At 69.4% G+C, this 17223-nt stretch carries 19 protein-coding genes; 6 read left to right on the forward strand and 13 right to left on the reverse strand.

Going from position 1 to position 17223, the window contains the following annotated elements:
* Positions 1-2: 2 nt before the first annotated feature.
* Together U8D42_RS12350 and U8D42_RS12355 are read right to left on the reverse strand one after the other, a co-directional pair.
* A complete protein-coding gene (locus tag U8D42_RS12350) occupies positions 3-626 on the reverse strand; it encodes a PaaI family thioesterase (protein ID WP_322861535.1) in 624 nt (207 codons plus the stop codon).
* A gap of 93 nt (positions 627-719) precedes the next feature.
* Complete coding sequence (locus tag U8D42_RS12355; RefSeq protein ID WP_085240134.1) at positions 720-1604, reverse strand: aldo/keto reductase; 885 nt, start codon at positions 1602-1604, stop codon at positions 720-722.
* Between the two features lie 57 nt (positions 1605-1661).
* Between U8D42_RS12355 and U8D42_RS12360 the strand changes: the two genes are divergently transcribed.
* The gene (locus U8D42_RS12360; protein WP_085240133.1) at positions 1662-2162 is read left to right on the forward strand and encodes a DUF1990 family protein; all 501 of its coding nucleotides are present in this window, start codon (positions 1662-1664) and stop codon (positions 2160-2162) included.
* Positions 2163-2171: 9 nt separating this feature from the next.
* Here the strand turns inward: U8D42_RS12360 and U8D42_RS12365 are convergent, their stop codons facing one another.
* Positions 2172-2609: a DoxX family membrane protein gene (locus U8D42_RS12365; protein WP_322861536.1), complete on the reverse strand. Its 438-nt coding sequence runs from the start codon at positions 2607-2609 to the stop codon at positions 2172-2174.
* A 92-nt stretch (positions 2610-2701) separates the two neighbouring features.
* Here U8D42_RS12365 and U8D42_RS12370 point away from each other — a divergent pair, with 92 nt between their 5' ends.
* On the forward strand, positions 2702-3397 hold the full coding sequence (locus U8D42_RS12370) for a helix-turn-helix transcriptional regulator (protein ID WP_085240179.1): 696 nt from the start codon (positions 2702-2704) through the stop codon (positions 3395-3397).
* Positions 3398-3497: 100 nt separating this feature from the next.
* Positions 3498-4469, forward strand: a complete 972-nt coding sequence (locus U8D42_RS12375; protein WP_322861702.1) for an IS481 family transposase — start codon at positions 3498-3500, stop codon at positions 4467-4469.
* A gap of 24 nt (positions 4470-4493) precedes the next feature.
* Here U8D42_RS12375 and U8D42_RS12380 read toward each other — a convergent pair whose 3' ends face one another.
* Genes U8D42_RS12380 through fdxA form a run of 5 tightly spaced genes read right to left on the reverse strand, consistent with a single transcriptional unit; the run spans position 4494 to position 7289 of the window.
* Positions 4494-5444, reverse strand: coding sequence for an NAD(P)H-dependent flavin oxidoreductase (locus tag U8D42_RS12380; protein WP_322861582.1), 951 nt, complete (start codon positions 5442-5444; stop codon positions 4494-4496).
* 3 nt (positions 5445-5447) lie between these two features.
* Positions 5448-5792, reverse strand: coding sequence for a cupin domain-containing protein (locus U8D42_RS12385; protein WP_322861581.1), 345 nt, complete (start codon positions 5790-5792; stop codon positions 5448-5450).
* A gap of 31 nt (positions 5793-5823) precedes the next feature.
* Positions 5824-6249, reverse strand: a complete 426-nt coding sequence (locus tag U8D42_RS12390; protein WP_322861580.1) for a hypothetical protein — start codon at positions 6247-6249, stop codon at positions 5824-5826.
* A complete protein-coding gene (locus U8D42_RS12395) occupies positions 6246-6926 on the reverse strand; it encodes a helix-turn-helix transcriptional regulator (protein ID WP_322861579.1) in 681 nt (226 codons plus the stop codon). The genes U8D42_RS12390 and U8D42_RS12395 overlap by 4 nt, the downstream gene beginning before the upstream one ends.
* A 6-nt stretch (positions 6927-6932) precedes the next feature.
* On the reverse strand, positions 6933-7289 hold the full coding sequence (gene fdxA / locus U8D42_RS12400; protein ID WP_322861578.1) for a ferredoxin: 357 nt from the start codon (positions 7287-7289) through the stop codon (positions 6933-6935).
* Between the two features lie 94 nt (positions 7290-7383).
* Here fdxA and U8D42_RS12405 point away from each other — a divergent pair, with 94 nt between their 5' ends.
* Positions 7384-8205: a class I SAM-dependent methyltransferase gene (locus U8D42_RS12405; protein WP_322861577.1), complete on the forward strand. Its 822-nt coding sequence runs from the start codon at positions 7384-7386 to the stop codon at positions 8203-8205.
* Between the two features lie 16 nt (positions 8206-8221).
* Here the strand turns inward: U8D42_RS12405 and U8D42_RS12410 are convergent, their stop codons facing one another.
* The gene (locus U8D42_RS12410) at positions 8222-9382 is read right to left on the reverse strand and encodes a site-2 protease family protein (protein WP_322861576.1); all 1161 of its coding nucleotides are present in this window, start codon (positions 9380-9382) and stop codon (positions 8222-8224) included.
* Between the two features lie 118 nt (positions 9383-9500).
* A complete protein-coding gene (locus tag U8D42_RS12415; protein WP_322861575.1) occupies positions 9501-11606 on the reverse strand; it encodes an adenosylcobalamin-dependent ribonucleoside-diphosphate reductase in 2106 nt (701 codons plus the stop codon).
* Between the two features lie 136 nt (positions 11607-11742).
* On the opposite strand from U8D42_RS12415, the gene U8D42_RS12420 reads away from it, so the two are divergent.
* Positions 11743-12165 (forward strand): Hsp20/alpha crystallin family protein, encoded by a 423-nt coding sequence (locus U8D42_RS12420; RefSeq protein WP_322861574.1) that lies wholly within the window; start codon positions 11743-11745, stop codon positions 12163-12165.
* 198 nt (positions 12166-12363) lie between these two features.
* Positions 12364-12579, forward strand: coding sequence for a hypothetical protein (locus U8D42_RS12425; RefSeq protein WP_208859494.1), 216 nt, complete (start codon positions 12364-12366; stop codon positions 12577-12579).
* A gap of 43 nt (positions 12580-12622) precedes the next feature.
* Here the strand turns inward: U8D42_RS12425 and U8D42_RS12430 are convergent, their stop codons facing one another.
* The 3 genes from U8D42_RS12430 to U8D42_RS12440 form a co-directional block, all read right to left on the reverse strand.
* Complete coding sequence (locus U8D42_RS12430) at positions 12623-14281, reverse strand: HAD-IIB family hydrolase (RefSeq protein ID WP_322861573.1); 1659 nt, start codon at positions 14279-14281, stop codon at positions 12623-12625.
* 170 nt (positions 14282-14451) lie between these two features.
* Positions 14452-15849 (reverse strand): wax ester/triacylglycerol synthase family O-acyltransferase, encoded by a 1398-nt coding sequence (locus U8D42_RS12435; RefSeq protein WP_322861572.1) that lies wholly within the window; start codon positions 15847-15849, stop codon positions 14452-14454.
* Between the two features lie 16 nt (positions 15850-15865).
* Positions 15866-17116 (reverse strand): alpha/beta hydrolase family protein, encoded by a 1251-nt coding sequence (locus U8D42_RS12440; protein WP_322861571.1) that lies wholly within the window; start codon positions 17114-17116, stop codon positions 15866-15868.
* Positions 17117-17223 lie beyond the last annotated feature (107 nt).

Below are 17223 nucleotides of genomic sequence, written 5' to 3' on the forward strand. Positions count from 1 at the left end.
CGTCAGGGCTGACCGGGCTTGAGCCGCACGAACAGGGCGTCGGCTTCGGTCAGCAGCGTGTCGCCGTCCGTCAACCGGCCGGACACGAAGATCTTGCGCCCGTCCACCCGGTCGACGCCGGCGTCGAACCGCAATTCCTTCTCGATCGGCACGATGTGCCGGTAGTCGATCTTCAGGTAGGCGGTGCGCTGGTAGGGGCCCCCGGTGAGCACCGCGGACGTCAGCCCGAGCACGCTGTCGAACAGCATTCCCAGGCATCCCCCGTGCACGGCGCCGTTGCGGCCCAGGTGGAACCGGGCGAACCGGGCCGTGCCCTGGATGCGGCCGTCGTCGGTCTTGCGGGCCTTCATGGGCACGCTCAGGATGTTGCCGCGCATCGGCAGGTCCATCCGGCGGCCCGACGGCGACTCCCATTCGTCGGCGTCGAACGGGCTCAGCAGCGCCGACACCTTGTCCAGCAGGTCGGCGGCCTCGGTGATCACCGCGTCGGGCGCGTCGACGGCGCGGGCGTGGTCCTGCAGGGTGCGCACGGCGTCGATGAACCTGCCGTAGTCGGGGCCGCCCTTGGTCGTCGGCTCCGGCGGGTTGAACCCACCGCCGGGATGCCCGGCCCGTTCGCTGGTCATCCGGACACCGTATCCGGGCCGCGAGACTGCAACTACGGACGGGCCGACCCGCGAAACGCGTCGTGGAATACAGTTTCGCGGGCCAAGCCAGGGTCAGACCGTCTGTTGAGCCCCGGCCGCGGACAGGGTTTCGAACTCCTCGTCGGACAGCGTGATCTCGGCGGCGGCGACGTTCTCCTCCAGGTGCGCCACCTTCGAGGTGCCCGGGATCGGCAGCATCACCGGCGACCGCTTCAGCAACCAGGCCAGCGCCAGTTGCGACGGGCTCGCGTGGTGCTCGCCGGCGATGCGCTGCAGCGGGCCGTCGGCGGCGGCCAGCGGCCCGGCCGCCAGGGGGAACCACGGGATGAAGCCGATGCCCTGCTCGGTCGCGGCGTCCAGCAGCGGTTCGGCGCCGCGGGCGGACAGGTTGTACATGTTCTGCACCGACACGATCTCGGTGATCCGCTGGGCCTCCGCGAGTTGGTCGACGTTGACCTCCGACAGGCCGATGTGGCGGATCTTGCCCTCGTTCTTCAGCGCCAGCAGCTCGCCCACCTGGTCGGCCAGCGGGAAGTCGCGGTCGATGCGGTGCAGCTGGAACAGGTCGATGGTGTCGACGCCGAGGCGGCGCAGGCTCATCTCGCATTCCTGGCGCAGATAGCTCGGGTTGCCCAGCGGGATCCAGACGTCCGGTCCGGTGCGCAGCAGGCCCGCCTTGGTCGCGATGACCAGCCCGTCATAGGGGTGCAGCGCCTCGCGAATGATGTCCTCGGCGATGTAGGGGCCGTAGGAGTCGGCGGTGTCGATGAAGTTCACGCCGAGTTCGACGGCGCGCCGCAACACCCTGACCGCCTCGTCCCGGTCGGCCGGCGGTCCCCAGACGCCCTTGCCGGTCAGGCGCATGGCGCCGAAGCCGAGTCGATTGACGGTCAGGTCGCCGCCGAGGGTGAACGTTCCGGACGCTTCTGCAACGGTTTTCGAGTTCTGTGCGGTCACTTTTACGACCGTACGCCGCAAATGCCGGCGCGCATCCCGTCGTGGCAAGCTGGGCAGGTGGACTTAGCAGCGCTCGAGGGCCTCCCGCTGACGTACACCGAGGTGGGAGCGACCGCCTCCGGCGCGCTGCCCGCCGGCTACGGTCACCTGCACACCGAGACCCAGATCGGCGCGGGCCGGCAGCGCTTCGAGCAGGCCGCCCACGCGGTCATGCGCTGGGGGATGCAGCACGGGGCCGGCCTGCGGGTGCGGCCCAGCTCCGAGGTCGCCGAGGTCGACACGGTGGTGGTGGTGCGCATGGGTTTCCTGCCCGCGCCGTGCCGGGTGGTCTATGTCGTCGACGAACCCGATATCCGCGGATTCGCCTACGGCACCCTGCCGGGACACCCGGAATCCGGCGAGGAACGTTTCGTCGTCCGGTATGACCCCGTCACCTCCGCGGTGTTCGCGGAGGTGACGGCGTTCTCGCGGCCGGCCACCTGGTGGAGCAAGGCCGCCGGGCCGGTGGTCTCGGTGGCCCAGCGCGTCATCGCCAAACGCTATCTGCGCGGGGTCTGAGCCGACCCGTCATGGGCGCCCGATGGCGCCGCTGTGCACGCCCTGCCCCAGCCGGGCGAGGGCGATGGCGCCGACCAGCAGCCCGAAGTCGCGCAGCGCCACGTCGTAGAAGCCCGGCCCGGTGAGTAGGTCGACGATGATTCCGGCCAACCACGCCGCGACCACCCAGGCGCCGAACCGCGGGGCGACGGCGACCAGCACGCCGGCCACGATCTCGATGACGCCCACCAGGTACATGCACTGGTCGGCGGTGCCGGGCACCAGGTCGTCGATCCAGCGGGCCAGGTACATGCTCCAGTGATGTGGGTACGTCAGCACGTTGAAGAACTTGTCCAGCCCGAACGCGATGGGCGCGACGGTGAAGACCGTGCGAAGTGCGTAGTACGCCGACAACGCGGGATCCTTCAGCTGGGCCGCGAACGTGGGTGTCGTGTTAGTGGTGCTCATGGCCGCCTCCTTCTTCTAACGGATAATAATTTGAACGCTAGAATCAGTAGACTGTAGCGTCAAGAGTTTTATCCGTTAGAAATGGCGTGAACGTGGACGACGACTCCCTGGAACGCGACGCCGCCGGCATCGGGGCGCTCGCCGATCCGGTGCGCCGCGAGCTCTACCGATACGTGTGCGCGCAATCCGCCCCGGTGAGCCGCGACCAGGCGGCCGACGCGGTCGGGGTCGCCCAGCACCAGGCCAAGTTCCACTTGGATCGGTTGACCGCCGAGGGGCTGCTGGAAAGCGACTACGCACGCGTGACCGGCCGGTCCGGGCCGGGTGCGGGGCGGACATCCAAGCTGTATCGCCGCGCGCGCCGCGACATCGCCGTCAGTCTGCCCCAGCGCGAATACGAATTGGCGGGGCGGCTGATGGCGACGGCGATCGCGGAGTCCGCCAGCACGGGCGAGCCCGTGGTCGAGGTCCTCAACGGGGTCGCGCGCGCTTACGGACGGACCATCGGAGCGACGGCGCGCCGGCCCGCCAACGCGGCGGCCGGGCTCAGGGTCGCCGCCAAGGTCTTGAGCAGGTACGGCTACGAACCCCACACCGTAGGCCGCCGGATCGAACTCGCGAACTGCCCGTTCCACGCGCTCGCCCGGGAGCAGACCGAGCTGGCCTGCAACATGAACCACGCACTCATCACCGGCGTGGCCGATGCCCTGGCGCCGCACGGGCCCGACGCCCGGCTATGCCCCGGGCAGGACCGCTGTTGCGTCGTGCTGACCCCGGGCGACGGCTAGGTGTCGTGACCCGGAAGGTTGTTAACCGCGTGCCTGCTTGAAAGTGGGAGGACCTCCTGACGGAGTGGATGTGTCTGGCATTCACCCGTAGGAGGTCCTTGTGTCTCACGCTAACGCTCGTACCAATGTGTTCGCTCGTCGGCTGATCGTTGAGCGTGTCGCCGCCGGGTGGCCGGCTGCGCATGTGGCTGAGCAACTGGGGGTTTCGCGGGCAACGGTGTACAAGTGGCTGCGCCGATATGCCCAGGGCGGCGATGCGGCGCTGGCCGACCGTTCGTCACGGCCGATCCGGATGCCCAACCGCACGAGTCATCGGGTCGAGCAGAAGGTGCTCGCCGCCCGCCGGCGCCGTAAGCGTGGCGCTGTTGTGCTCGCTGCAGAACTCGATCTGAATCCCTCGACGGTCGGGCGGATTCTGGTGCGCCACCAGATGCCGCATCTGAGTGCCCTTGACCCGATCACTGGCGAGGCGCTGCGCTGCTCTCGGCGCAGCCCCAACCGCTACGAACACCCCACGCCGGGGGCCATGGTTCATGTCGACGTCAAAAAGCTCGGCCGTATCCCGTCAGGCGGTGGATGGCGGCTGCACGGCCGCGACGCCGCGATCTCCGTTGCCCACCGGCACAAGAAGACCAAGATCGGCTACGACTACGTCCACACCGCTATCGATGACTACACCCGGCTGGCCTACAGCGAAGTGCTCCCCGACGAGAAGGACCCGACGTGCGCTGGGTTTCTCCACCGGGCACTGGTCTGGTTCGCCGCCCACGGCGTGCGCGTGCGTCGGTTACTGACCGACAACGCGTTGGTCTATCGCCAGGGCACCGACTGGAGCTGGGTGTGTGCGGCCTGGCAGCTCAAACGCCGATTCACCCAACCCGGCTGTCCATGGACCAACGGCAAAGCAGAACGTTTCAACCGGACCCTGCTCAACGAATGGGCCTACGCCCGCCCCTGGACCAACAACACCCTGCGCAGCCGCGGTCTTGACCAATTCCTTCGCCGCTACAACACTCGACGAGGCCACTCCGCCCTCGGCGGACGACCCCCAATCAGCCGACTCGCTGCCTGACAACAACGTGTCAGGTCACGACAGCTAGGCGCGCGCCGAGCCCCAGCCCGCCAGCAAACGCTCTGCGCCGGAGCACATTTCGTCGATCACGGCGGCCACCGGCGCGTCGTCGCGGATCATCCCGACACCCTGACCGGCGTCCACCGGGGCGACCCGGCGATCGTCGGCCGCGATGGACGCCGCGAGTTCGTCGCAGGCCTGCGGGTCGAGCGCGTCCTCCTTGCCCGTCCAGCGCTCCACGAAGTCGTTGGTCAGCACCCGCGACGGGAATCGCGCGGGCCACGGCCGGGCCTGGGCGACGTCGAACGCCCGGGTGACCGCGGTGTCGGTGGCCCGGGCCGCGATCAGCGCGCGGCGGCTGCCGTCGCCGGAGAGCGCCTCCGGACACGCCGCCAGGCGGGTGCCCACCCACGCCCCGCTCGCACCGGCGGCGAGCACGGCGGCCAGGCTGCGCGCCGACGCGACGCCGCCGCCCGCGAGCACCGGCATCGACACGGCGTCCAGCACGGCGTCGAGCAAGGGCAGGGTCGCGAGCTTGGTCTCACCGTGCCCGCCGCCCTCCGAGCCGCGGGCCACCAGGATGTCGACGCCGGCGTCGGCCGCTCGGCGCGCGCCGAGCCCGTCGTACACCTGCGTGGCGGTGGGGATCCCGGCGTCGTGCGCCCGGGCGACCCAGGACCAGTCGGTGCCGAAGCTGACCGACAGCAGCGCCGGCCGCGCGGCCAGGGCGTCCTCCAGCAACCCCGCCTCGGTGCGCATCACCCAGTCGACCAGGCCGATCCCGAACGTTCCGCGCACGTGCTGCAGCTGGGCTCGGAGCAGCTCTCGCGTCGCGACGCTGCCCATGCCGACCATGCCCAGACCGCCGGCGGCGGTGACCGCCGCGGCCAACCGGCCACCGGCGACCCCGCCCATCGGCGCGTTGACGATCGGTACCCGCAGCCCGAAGTCCCGTGACCAGGGCGTGGACAGCATCGGCTAGTGGGCCGCGGGGACGGTCTTGAGCACGGTCAGCATGACCACCGAATCCTCGACCGCCTGCAGCGCGTGCCGTTCCGGGGGGATCGCGACATAGTCGCCGGCTCTGCCGACCCACGCGTCGGCGCCGGCGGTCAGGCGGACATGCCCCTGCAGCACCTGCAGCGTCGACTCGCCGGGGCTGTCGTGTTCGGAAAGTTCGTGGCCGCCAAGCAAGGCCAGCACGGTCTGCCGGAGCTCGCGGGTGTGGCCACCGTGGATGGTGTGGGCCGCCCGCCCGCTGTGCGATTCCTTTGCCTCCGCCAGCTTTTCGGACGCGAGGGTGGTCAACGAGATCGATTCCATAGCTGAGTCCTTTGCGGTTGAGCGGGGGCGATCAGGCCGTCAGAAGCAGTATCCCCGCCACGACGAGCGCGATGACCTTGACTACCTCGAAGGCCACGTACACGTAATGGGCCCGGGAGCGCGGTCCGTCCGACCCGGCGAGCACCGCGTCGGATCGGCGCGTCAATCGCGGACGCACCGCGATCAGCTGCAGGGCCAGCGCGCCGGCGGCGACGGCGATCGCCGCGACGATGCCCGGAGACGTCGGGCCGGCGACCACGATCGCCAGGACGACGAGGGCGAAGCAGACCTCGACGGTGTTGAGGGCGCGAAACACCAGCCGCCCGATGCCGAGCCCGATCTGGAGGGTCACGTTGGGCGCGCGGAACTTCAGCGGCGCTTCCAGGAACGAGATGGCCAGCACCATGCCCAGCCACACGAAGGTGACGGCGACGGCGATCGCCGGCCCGGTGCTCATGTGGCCGCCTTCTGCAACGCCAGGTGCGCCACGCACAAATCCGGTTCGACGAACGCGTCGAGCCGGTCGACGGACACCGGCGCCTCCCACGCCTCCATGGCGCCCTGCATCAGGCCCAGGTGCACCGGGCAGACGACGGCGGTCCGGTTTTCGGCCAACTCCAGGAAGGGGCAGTGCCGCAGGCCGACCTGTTGCTCCCCGTCGGCCACCCGGCGTTCGGGCGCGAAGCCGAGTTCGTCGAGCATGTTGACGAGGTGGTCGATGGCGTCGTCGGCGCTGGCGGGCGGGGTGGGGACCTCTTCCACGCTGGATTCCAGTTTGTGCCCCCAGGCGCGGCCCGCGGCCTGGGCCTTGGCGCCGGCATCGCGCTCTCCGGCGAACGCCGTGGCCAGGATCTCGGCGAGCAGGCGGTAGTGCCGCGTGCCGCCGCGGTCCATCTGCCTGACGGCGCGGAACATCAGCGGCGGGCGGCCCGGGCCCTTGCGGCCCAGCTCGACGTGCTCCACTTGCCCGTCGCCGACCAGGCTGTCGAGATGAAAGCGGACGGTGTTGGGGTGCACGCCCAGCATTTCAGCGATCGCGGCGATGCTCATGGGATCGGCCGACCGCCGCAACACCCGCAGCACCTCGCGGCGCCGGCTGGCGGATTCCCCGATCGACGCGGGCGGCAACTTCACGGGCCCTCACGCTCCTTCCGCTTGGTCGGCCCTCGGCTGGGCGGCCACCAAAGGCGTGTCTACACCCAGCGGGCCAATCTTGGCCGCCCCACCCGGGGACCCCAGGGGAGCCTCGCGGCCCGGCAGCGTTTCGGCGAAGAACGCCTCATTCTCGGCCAGGTACGGTTTGAGCTCCTCAGGCAGGTCGTCTTCGTAGTAGATGGCGTCGACCGGGCACACCGGTTCGCACGCACCGCAATCCACGCATTCGTCGGGATGGATGTAGAGCGCCCGACCACCCTCATAGATGCAGTCGACGGGACACTCCTCCACGCAGGCGCGGTCCATCACGTCGATGCACGGCTTTCCGATCACGTACGTCATGCGATAGAGTTTACACAATATCAGTTGTAAAAACGACCGCGTTGGGAGAACAGGTGAAGCAGATTCTGGAATGCGCTGCGGGGCGGGCAATCTGATGAGCAAGCCACGGGCCGACGTGCGGCCTTCCCTGCCTGCGGCGAGTCGCACCGACGCCGCCGTGGCGGGCCACTGGCTGTTGGCCCGCCTGGGCAAACGCGTCCTTCGCCCCGGGGGCGTCGAGCTCACCCGCACACTCCTGGCCCGCGCCGGGGTGGCCGACTCCGACGTGGTGGAGCTCGCTCCGGGCCTGGGCCGGACCGCCACCGAAATCGTGGCACGCCGGCCACGGTCGTATGTCGGCGCCGAGGGGGATCCGGACGCGGCCAACGTGGTTCGCGGCGTGCTCACCGAACTCGGTGTCGAGAACGGTGACGTCCGTGTCGCCGATGCGGCGGCCACCGGGTTACCCGACTCCAGCACCGATGTGGTCATCGGGGAGGCGATGCTGACCATGCACGGCGACGCGGCCAAGCACGCCATCGTCGCCGAGGCGTCGCGCGTGCTGCGGCCGCGGGGCCGGTACGCGATCCACGAATTGGCCCTGACACCGGACACGGTGCCGGACGAGGTCAGCACCGATATCCGGCGATCGCTGGCCCAGGCGATCAAGGTCAACGCGCGACCGTTGACGATCGCGGAATGGTCGCGGCTGCTGGCCGAACACGGGCTGGTGGTCGACCACGTCGCGACGGCCCCGATGGCACTGCTGCAGCCACGCCGGCTGGTCGCCGACGAAGGGCTGCTCGGGGCGCTGCGCTTCGCCCGCAACGTGCTCGTCCACCGGGACGCCCGCAGGCGGGTCCTCACGATGCGCCGCACGTTCCGCCGGCACCGCAAGCGGCTGGCCGCCGTCGCCATCGTCGCCCACAAACCGTGACTTCGATCGTCGTGGCCTAAATGCTCTGAGCCGACGCCGGTTTCGCGTCGTCGGGATGGGCGAGCCGGTAGACCTCGATCAGCCGCGCCACATCGGTGGGGGTGACGATGCCGACCACCTGACCGCCCTCGAACACCAGGGCACGGCTGTGCGGACCGGCGGGCGCCATCCGCTCCAGCAGGGCGGTCAACGGCTCCTGGGGGGCGCCGGACGGGACCTCGTGCAGCGGTTGCGCGACCTCCCCGACGGTGGTGGCGGCGCGGCGCCCGGGCGCGACGTCACGCAACTGCCGCAACGTGATCAGTCCCGAGACCGACCCGTTCTGGTCGACGACCGGGTACGCCGAGTGACGGTCGCCGAGCACGTAGCGCTGGACGAAGTCGTCGACGCTGATCCACCCGGGAGCGGTGTGCGGCCGGGCCGTCATGGCGTCGCCGACGCGCACCCCGGAAAACATCTGCTGGGTCGATATCCGCATCTCCTCTTCGCGACTGGCCGCGAAGATGAACCAGCCGATGAACGCCAGCCAGACGCCGCCGACGAGCCCGCCCAGCAGGAATTCGGCCAAGCCCAAGGCGATCAGGATGAACGCGACCACCCGGCCGGCATGCGCGGCCCCGATGCCGGCGCGCACGCTGTCGCCGTGGCGCCGCCACAGGTAGGCCCGCAGCACCCGGCCACCGTCCAAGGGGGCGCCCGGCAGCAGGTTGAACAGTCCCAGCAGGAGGTTGATGCCGGCCAGCCAGGAGGCGACGCCGACCACGATGGGTGCGGCGCCGACCGTCGGCAGCGCGGCGACGAGGCCGCCGAAGATGGCCGCCAGCGCGAGGCTGGTGGCCGGGCCGGCGATCGCGATCCGGAAGGCCGCCCGGGGTGTCTTCGCCTCGCCGCCCAGGGTGGTCACGCCGCCGAACAGCCACAGCGTCACGCTGCCCACGGAGACCCCGGCGCGGCGCGCGACGACGGCGTGCGCCAGTTCGTGCGCCACCAGCGAGGCCAGCAACACCAGCGCGCCGCACGCGCCGGCCGCCCAGTAGGCGACGGGCGAATACCCCTTGACGCTGCCTGGAAGCGTGCTCGCCAGGCTCCAGGTGAACAACCACAGAATGACCAGCACGCTCCAGTGGACTTTCACCGGAAAGCCGGCGATCCGCCCCAGCGGGATCGCATCGCGCACCTCAAACCTCCAAAGTCGTTGCGGCCTGGCGATTCGGCCGCGTCCTCTCCGAACGTAGGGCGGTGCCGCGGCCCCCGCTAGGGCCGTTCGACCCCCGTCGGCCCCACTTTGGACACGGTCAAAACTCGCACCGCCGTCCCAGGCAACCGCCGCTGAACGTGGCGTCGGCGGCGAGCAGCGCCTGGTCGGATCCCACGTAACTGAGCACCTGCCCGGCCCGGGTGCCGTAGCGGTAGACGGTGATGCCTTTCACCTTCGCCTTCCACGCGGCGAGATAGATCGCACGGACGTCCTCGACGGTCGACTCCGCCGGCAGGTTGACGGTCTTCGAGACCGCGGCGTCGACGTGCCGCTGCACCGCGGCCTGCATGCGCAGGTGCCATTCCGGGGCGATCTCCGCCGCGGTGGGGAACGCCGCACGAACCTCGGCGGGCACGTGCGGGTCCCCGCGCACGCCGCCGCACCGGGCGATTTCGGCGATCAGGTCGGGATGGTAGAAACCCCGGTCGCGGGCCAAGCGGTCGAAGCACGGGTTGACTTCGAGCAGGCGCCGCCCGATGACGGCACGCACATAGGCGATCGCGAACATCGGCTCGATCCCCGCGCTCGTCCCCGCGATCAGCGAGATCGTGCCGGTCGGCGCGATCGAGGTGAGTTGGGCGTTGCGCCGTGGCGCCGACCCCGCAAACCGGCTGTCGGGGAAGGCCGGAAACGGTCCGCGTTCCTCGGCCAGCCGCTCCGAGGCGGTGCGCGCTGCCCGGCCGACGGTGCGGGCGATCCGCCCGGCCAGGCGAACCCCCCGCTCGCTGTCGTACGGGATGCCCAGCACGGCCAGCAGCTCGGCCAGGCCCATGACGCCCAACCCGATCTTGCGCGTCGCCGTGGTGGCCGCCTCGATCTCCGGGAAGGGGAAGCGGCTGACGTCGATGACGTCGTCCAGGAAACGCACGGCGAGTTCGGCCACCGCGGCGAGCCGGTCCCAGTCGACGCCACCGCCGCTCACCATCCGGGCGAGGTTGATGGACCCCAGGTTGCACGATTCGTAGGGCAACAACGGGACTTCCCCGCACGGGTTGGTGGCCTCGATCCGGCCCAGCGCCGGCGTGGGATTGGCGCGGTTGATCGTGTCGAGGAACACCAGCCCCGGATCGCCGCACCGGTGCGCCGCCTCGCAGATCGCGGTGAACAGGTCGGCGGCGGAGACCGTCGCGACCGTCGCGCCGGTCCTCGGGTTGACCAGTCGGTGGCTGCCGCCGGCCCCTACGGCGCGCAGGAACTCGTCGGTCACCCCGACCGAGAGGTTGAACTGGTTGAGCTCGCTCGGGGCGCTGGATTTGGCGGTGACGAAGTCGTAGATGTCGGGGTGCGCTACGTCCAGTACCGCCATGGACGCTCCCCGCCGACGGCCGCCCATCGAGATGACCGTGGCGGCGTAGTCGAAGAGCCGGAGAAACGACAGGGGCCCGCTGGCCGTACCGCCGGTGCGGGCCACCAGGTCACCGGCGGGCCGCAAGTGGCTGAACGTGTAGCCGGTCCCTCCCCCGGCCTGGTGTATGTCCGCGCCCTGCGCGAGCGCGGCGAAGATCGAGTGCAGCGAATCCTGCACCGGGAGAACGAAACACCCGGACAGCATGCCCAGCTCGGTGCCGGCGTTCATCAGCGTCGGAGAGTTGGGCAGGAACTCGAGGCCGCGGAGCATCGCCGAAAACCGTTGGGACCACCTGGCCGAGGACCCGCGACGGTACTTCTCTTCGGCCCCCGCGACATGGTTCGCGACGCGGTCCATCATTTCGCCCGTCGACTCCACGGGCCTGCCACGGTCGTCACGCAGCAGGTAGCGTTCGCCCAGCACCGTCACGGCGGCCACACTCAACTTCAGGTCATCGCGCACGCCGATCAGTTCTTTGGTCGCGCGCAGTTCGGCGTGCTGCTGGCGGTAGACGACGTACGCGCGGGCCACGTCGTCGAGGCCGGCCGCCGCCAGCTGCGCCTCGACCAGGTCCTGGATGTCCTCGACCGTGGGGATTCCGCTCCGGGGCCGGCCCACCAGGGCGTCGGCCACCGACCCGGCAAGCACGCCGGGCAGGCGGGGGTCGCGATGCCCGGCCTCGCGCGCGGCCCGGGCGATCGCCGTTTCGATGCGGCCCACGTCGAACGGCACCAGCCGCCCGTCGCGGCGCCGGACGCTCGACGGCCACCGCGCGGACCGCGCTGTCCCGACCATCATCCGAGTATCCCCGCCGCGCCAAAAGTCGTCGCCGGAAACGGGATAAGGACTTCCGTCCCTACCCTGGCGCCGCCTCGCATGGTCGGATCGAAGATGTCCGTTTGAGGCAAGTGACACATCTGTAGGAGAAGACATGACCACCACGCTGCCCGCGGCCCAGAAGCCGCACACGTTGTTCCCCGAGTTCTTTTCGGGCTTCCCGTCGTTCGCCGGACTCCGTTCGATGTTCGACACCCGGCTCATGCGGCTGGAAGACGAAATGGTCGACGGCCGCTACGAGGTGCGCGCCGAGATTCCCGGCATCGACCCGGCCAAGGACGTCGACATCACGGTCCGCGACGGTCAGCTCACCATCAAGGCCGAGCGCAGCGAGAAGAAGGAATTCGACGGCCGATCGGAATTTTGCTACGGCTCGTTTGTCCGCACTGTCTCGCTACCGTCCAACGCGAACGAAGACGACATCAAGGCGACCTACGACAAGGGCATTTTGACTGTCTCCGTGCCGGTTTCGCAGCCCGCACCCGAGGAGAAGCACGTCAAAGTCGCCGTCAAATAGCCGGCTGAAGCGTGGGCCCGGGCAGCGTCGCCCGGGCCCCGCATGGCGATTGCGCAGTCGGATTCCGGTGATGACTTTGGGCCCTATCCGCAATCGGCGCGTGACGCAATAATGGTGACATCTGACGTAATTTTGCTGGTGCGATTTGCGGCCGAACAAAGGAGCATCACGGCTATGGGTAATAGCCCGACGATGTTGTTGACCGACTCTGACGTGGACGCCCTGGCTTCGGAATTCCTGCAGTCGCGGTATCTCGGCCCGATCTATGCCGACTGGTCCCCCGATCGACGCCTCGACACGTTCCTGCGGCGCCGCGGGCTGTCTCGCGTTGCCGACGACGGCGACCTGTCCAATACCGTCCTGGAACGCATCATGGTCCACGTCGGCCGCGCCTCGCGGTTGGCGCGAGGCTGATCGCTTCCCGCAACGCGCCACCTGGGGTCGGCCCGCCCCGGGCTCAGTGGTGTCCTTGCGAAGGCAGGTAACGCTTCTCGACCGCTTCCACCAGTTGCTGGCGTATTCGTTCCAAATCGGCGGCGCGACGGGCATCCAGGTCGTCCTCCCAGGCCGCGACCCGCGCCGCGAGTTCCTTGTCGGCGATGGTGCCTTCCAGCCAGTGAGAGAAGTCGCCCCGTTCGAGATGGTATTCGAGCGCTTGTTGGTCGAGGTGCCGCAACGCTACCGTGAAGTCGTGCATCGTTGCGGCCGGTGCGATGGGCAGGCCGTCGGTGCTGTGGAAGTAGAACCGCCGCTCTGCCGGAAGGTGGATGTCGGCGTATTTGTGGCGGTGCCGGACGTGCCTGGTGTGGCGTTCCCCGATGGTGAATTCGCGGGGTGGCCCCGAGCCGAATCGGATGGTGGCCCGGCGCCGGGAGGCCAGGTCTGTCGCGGTGTCGGACCTGGTGAGCGTCACCACGACGTCGCTGCTGTCGGCCTCGTGGGCGGGCAGCGACGCCGGGACGAACGAGCACAGGACGTAGCCGCCGCGGCGCGCCCAATGCGCTTGCTCCCCCATGCCCAGGAGGTGGGCCTCGTCGTAAACCACCCAATGCGGGAAGCCGTACCGTTCTCGGTGCGCCTCAGCGGTCGCCCGAAGCCGATGCACGTAGTCGGTCTTGCCCGGCTCGGCCAGTCCGGACAGATCGACCACGATGCCGGAGTCGGGGCGCAGGGCGTTGACCAGCTCGGCGGGTTCGGGCAGGTGATGACCGGCGTCGACGATCTGCACATGGCCGAGTTGCTGCAGCTGCAGGTGATCACCCTCGGGGTCGATGACGAGAACGCAGTAGCCGGCCGAGATCCATCGCTCCACCATCAGGCCGACGAGGTAGCTCTTTCCCGACGCGGCCGGCCCGGTGACCAGGATCCGTGCCTGGCTTCCCGGCAGTCTCGTGGGGGTTCCGTCCTCGAACGCTCCGATCTCGAGCCAGTGGCGCGACGGGCAGAATCGTTCCGCCCCAGAAAGATAGGGGCTGTTCAGCAGTCCGGCGACACCGGCAGCTCCCGGCTCGTCCAGCACCACGTCGGCGGATCGCCGAAGTGACGAGACGGCGTTGGCCACCGCCGCACCGACCTCGGCCACACCGAGCAACGACAGATCGTTCTCCGCGTCGCCCACCGCCACCGTGTTGTGTGGCGACAGGTTCATCGTCTCCAACAGCGAGGTCAAGCCGGTGCCCTTGGTGATCCCCGCCGGCAGCACCATCAGGGCGGCGCGATTTCGGACCAGCTGGTAGTCCATTTCCAGTTGACCGATCACCTCACCGACTGCCGCAACGTGCTCACCGTCGACGGCCACCAGCACCTGGCCCCGCCGGAACGGGATCCCCCGCTCGGTGAGCGCTTTGTCCAGCTCCGGACCCACCGCAGGTGCGAGCGCCCTGGCCTCTCCGTCGAACGACACCACGGCGCCGTTCTCGAGCACCAGCGCGTCGACGTGGCCGGCCAACTGGGGGAACTCGGCGTGCAATTCGGCCCCGATGCGGCCGGTGACGACCACGATCGCCAGGCCGTCGCTGCGCGCCCGGTCGATCGCCCGCAGGACCTCCGGGTCCAGTTTGCCGCCCGACGTGAGGGTGCCGTCGAGGTCGGCTGCGACCACCTTGAAAAACGCCACGCCCCCGCCCATCTGTATTCGCCGGTTTGCAATCCGAATGTTTCGTGCCGCGGCATCGGATCTCCCGATGCCATGCTGAACGTATGGCCCGTCGCCTGCAACCCTCTAGGGCCGTTCGTCCCCGTTCGGCCTCGACGAATGGCCCGGGCGCATCATGGTGCCGCCGCGGGTCAGGCGGCCCCCAGGGCATCCTCCAGCTCGGCCAGCGACTGCTCGGTCAGAGGTACCAGCGTCTCGATATCGGGCACCACGACGCGGCCGGCGGCGAAGCCGAAGCCGACCCGGTCGGCGTATGAGCACGTCGTGATGTTGAGCCCGTGGCCGTCGTAGACCGTCGAAACCGGATACATTTCCTCGATTCGCGCGCCGTTCCAATACATTTCGGCAGCCGGGCCGCGGACGTGGGAGATCGGCAGGTTGTACCCGGTCCGGATCTTCGGCGCGAACGGCAGCAGCGGGCCGATCGCCGTGGTCGCGATGCTTCCGGCGTTCGTCAGCAGTGACGCCGCCGCTCCCCGTTTGGCCACCCAGCGCTTTCCCTCCGACATCGAGCGGTGGATCGCGTTCAGTCGGGCCAGCGGGTCGTCCAGGTCGGTGCCCAGCGGGCACATCCAGAGCCCGAACCTGTTGGCATGCCGATCGTCTGGCATTTCCTGCTCGCGCTCGCGCACCGTGATGGGGCAGGCCGCCACCAGCGACCGCTTGGGCAGCTCCCCCCTGTCCCGCAACCAGCGGCGGACAACCCCGGCGGCCATCGCGGTGAGGACGTCGTTGACGGTCACGCCGGCCGCCTGCCGCACGGCGTGGATGCGGTCGTTTGTCCAGCTGCCCGCGGCGACCGCGCGCTCGGGGCCGAGGCGGCCGTTGAACCGGGTGTAGGGCGCCCCCAGGGGCAACGCGGTGGTGTGCCCGACCAGGGCGTCCAGCACGGTGGCGATCTCGCCGGTGGTCACCCGCCCGACCAGCCCCGCACCCGAGGCGGCGGCGCCGGTGAGCGACCGTATCGGCGACAGCAACCGGGAGATCAGCCCGCCCGTCGCCGTCGACCCCGTGGGCTCGCCGCGGGAGTCGGCGTAAAACGGTGGCATCGAGCGCCGATCCGGGTTGTCGCTCAGCGCATCGGTGATCATTCGGAAGCCGGCCACCCCGTCGACGACGGTGTGATGCACCTTGATGTAGAAGGCGAACCGGCCCCTGTCGAGGCCGTCGATCAGATACGACATCCACATCGGCCGTGCGGGGTCGAGGCCGAGCGCGTCCAACTCGCCGATCAGCCGCCACAGACCCTGACCGGAAACCGTGCGCCGCTGGCAATGCCGGCTCACGTCGACCGGATCCATGTGCCGCCAGACCCACATGCCACCGGTGTCGACACCGCGATGCGGGTACTTGCGCAGTCGCGGATCGATCGAACCGTTGCCGGCCAGTGTCGTTCGATGCAGCTCGTCGACGTAGTCGGGCCCGGCGTCGCCGGGCGGCGAAAGGATCAGCACGGCACCGACGTGCATCGGGTTGGACACCCATTCCGCGGTCATCATCGCCGCGTCGAGCGGATCCAGCAGATTCATCGCCGAACCTCCGCGGTTAAGCGGGGCGGTCGCGCTGGTCGACGGCGCTGTTCAACAGACCCGACTGCTGCAACGCCGCTTCGACGAACCGCTGCACCGGTCGCGCACGGAAGAATCCGGTGTGCCCGCCGCGGTACCACACGATTTCGGGTTTGCCCCAGTGTTCCCAGAGGCGGATGACCTGCTCCCGGGGATGCACCACCTGATCGGCGACGCCCGCGTAGATGAAGCGGCCGGGCATCGGCACGAGCGGCGCCAGTGACAGGGGCGACGTCATCCGTCCGATGGGCTCGGCGAGTTCGATCGTCTGCCGGCGGGGATCGCCGGGGGCGAGCCCGGAGTGCCGGCTCAGCAGGCCGACCAGGTCTGCGACCGGGACACCGAGGATTGCGCACGTCAGCCCGGGTTCGAGGCTGGCAACCAGCGCGGTGATGTAGCCACCCAGCGACAAACCGTTCAGCCCGATCTGCGATTCGGGCTCTTGCCGGCGTATCCAGGACAGCAACCGCCGGATGTCCCACACCGCCTGGCCGGTCGCGTGCACGTCGTCTAGGACGTCCTCCCCGGGAAAGACCGCGCCTTTCGGGAGACCCCTGGCGCGCGGGCCGTGCATCGGCAGCACCGGCATGACGACGTTCAAACCGAGGTCTTCGTGCAACCGCCAGGACCGGAACAGAGCGAGATCCAAAGCGGCTCGGCCCATTTCAGTTCCGTGGATGCACACCAACCACGGCCGTGGTTGCGGATGGCGAAGCAGCAGGGCGTATTCGCGGTTGTTTGCGGTGTAGCTCATCCACCGGTCCGCGCCCGGTTCGCCCGGCCGGGGCAGGTATCCGCTGTCGAAGGACATGCGGTAGTAGGAACGCTTGCCCTTTTTGACCTTTCGCACGGTGACGTCCGAAAGCGGCGGCGGGGCACCGAAGAATCTCTTGGGGTTGTCGAGCCATCCACGGTCGCCGTAGAACTTCAGCCCCGCGACCACCTCGCTGGTGATCCGTTCGAACTCCTCGGGGTGGCTGACCGGGCGTCGCGCCTTCAGGCCCAGCAGGACGACCTCGTCGCGAAACGCCTGGGCCGCCAGGGCGAGGGTGGGCCGCGCGATCGGAAGCTCGTCGGGCCCCTGCCTGAGGTAGTCGCGCCATGACTCGGCGACGTACCGACCGGTGCTGGTGAACGGTTTGACGGCGCTGCCCAGGCCGACGCCCCCGGGCGCGTTCAAAGGCAAGGGGCCGCGCCGGGGAGCTCCGCCGTTGGTCGATACCGCCATGGTGGCAAGTTAGCAGGCGCGCAAATCGGCGTGTTAGGGACTTACGGCCCGGTCACGGCCGCGAAAGTCCTTGGCCGGCAGGCCGACGGCAAGCGCACCGGCCGAGC

The organism is Mycobacterium europaeum, from assembly GCF_034555895.2.
Taxonomy (GTDB): domain Bacteria; phylum Actinomycetota; class Actinomycetes; order Mycobacteriales; family Mycobacteriaceae; genus Mycobacterium; species Mycobacterium europaeum.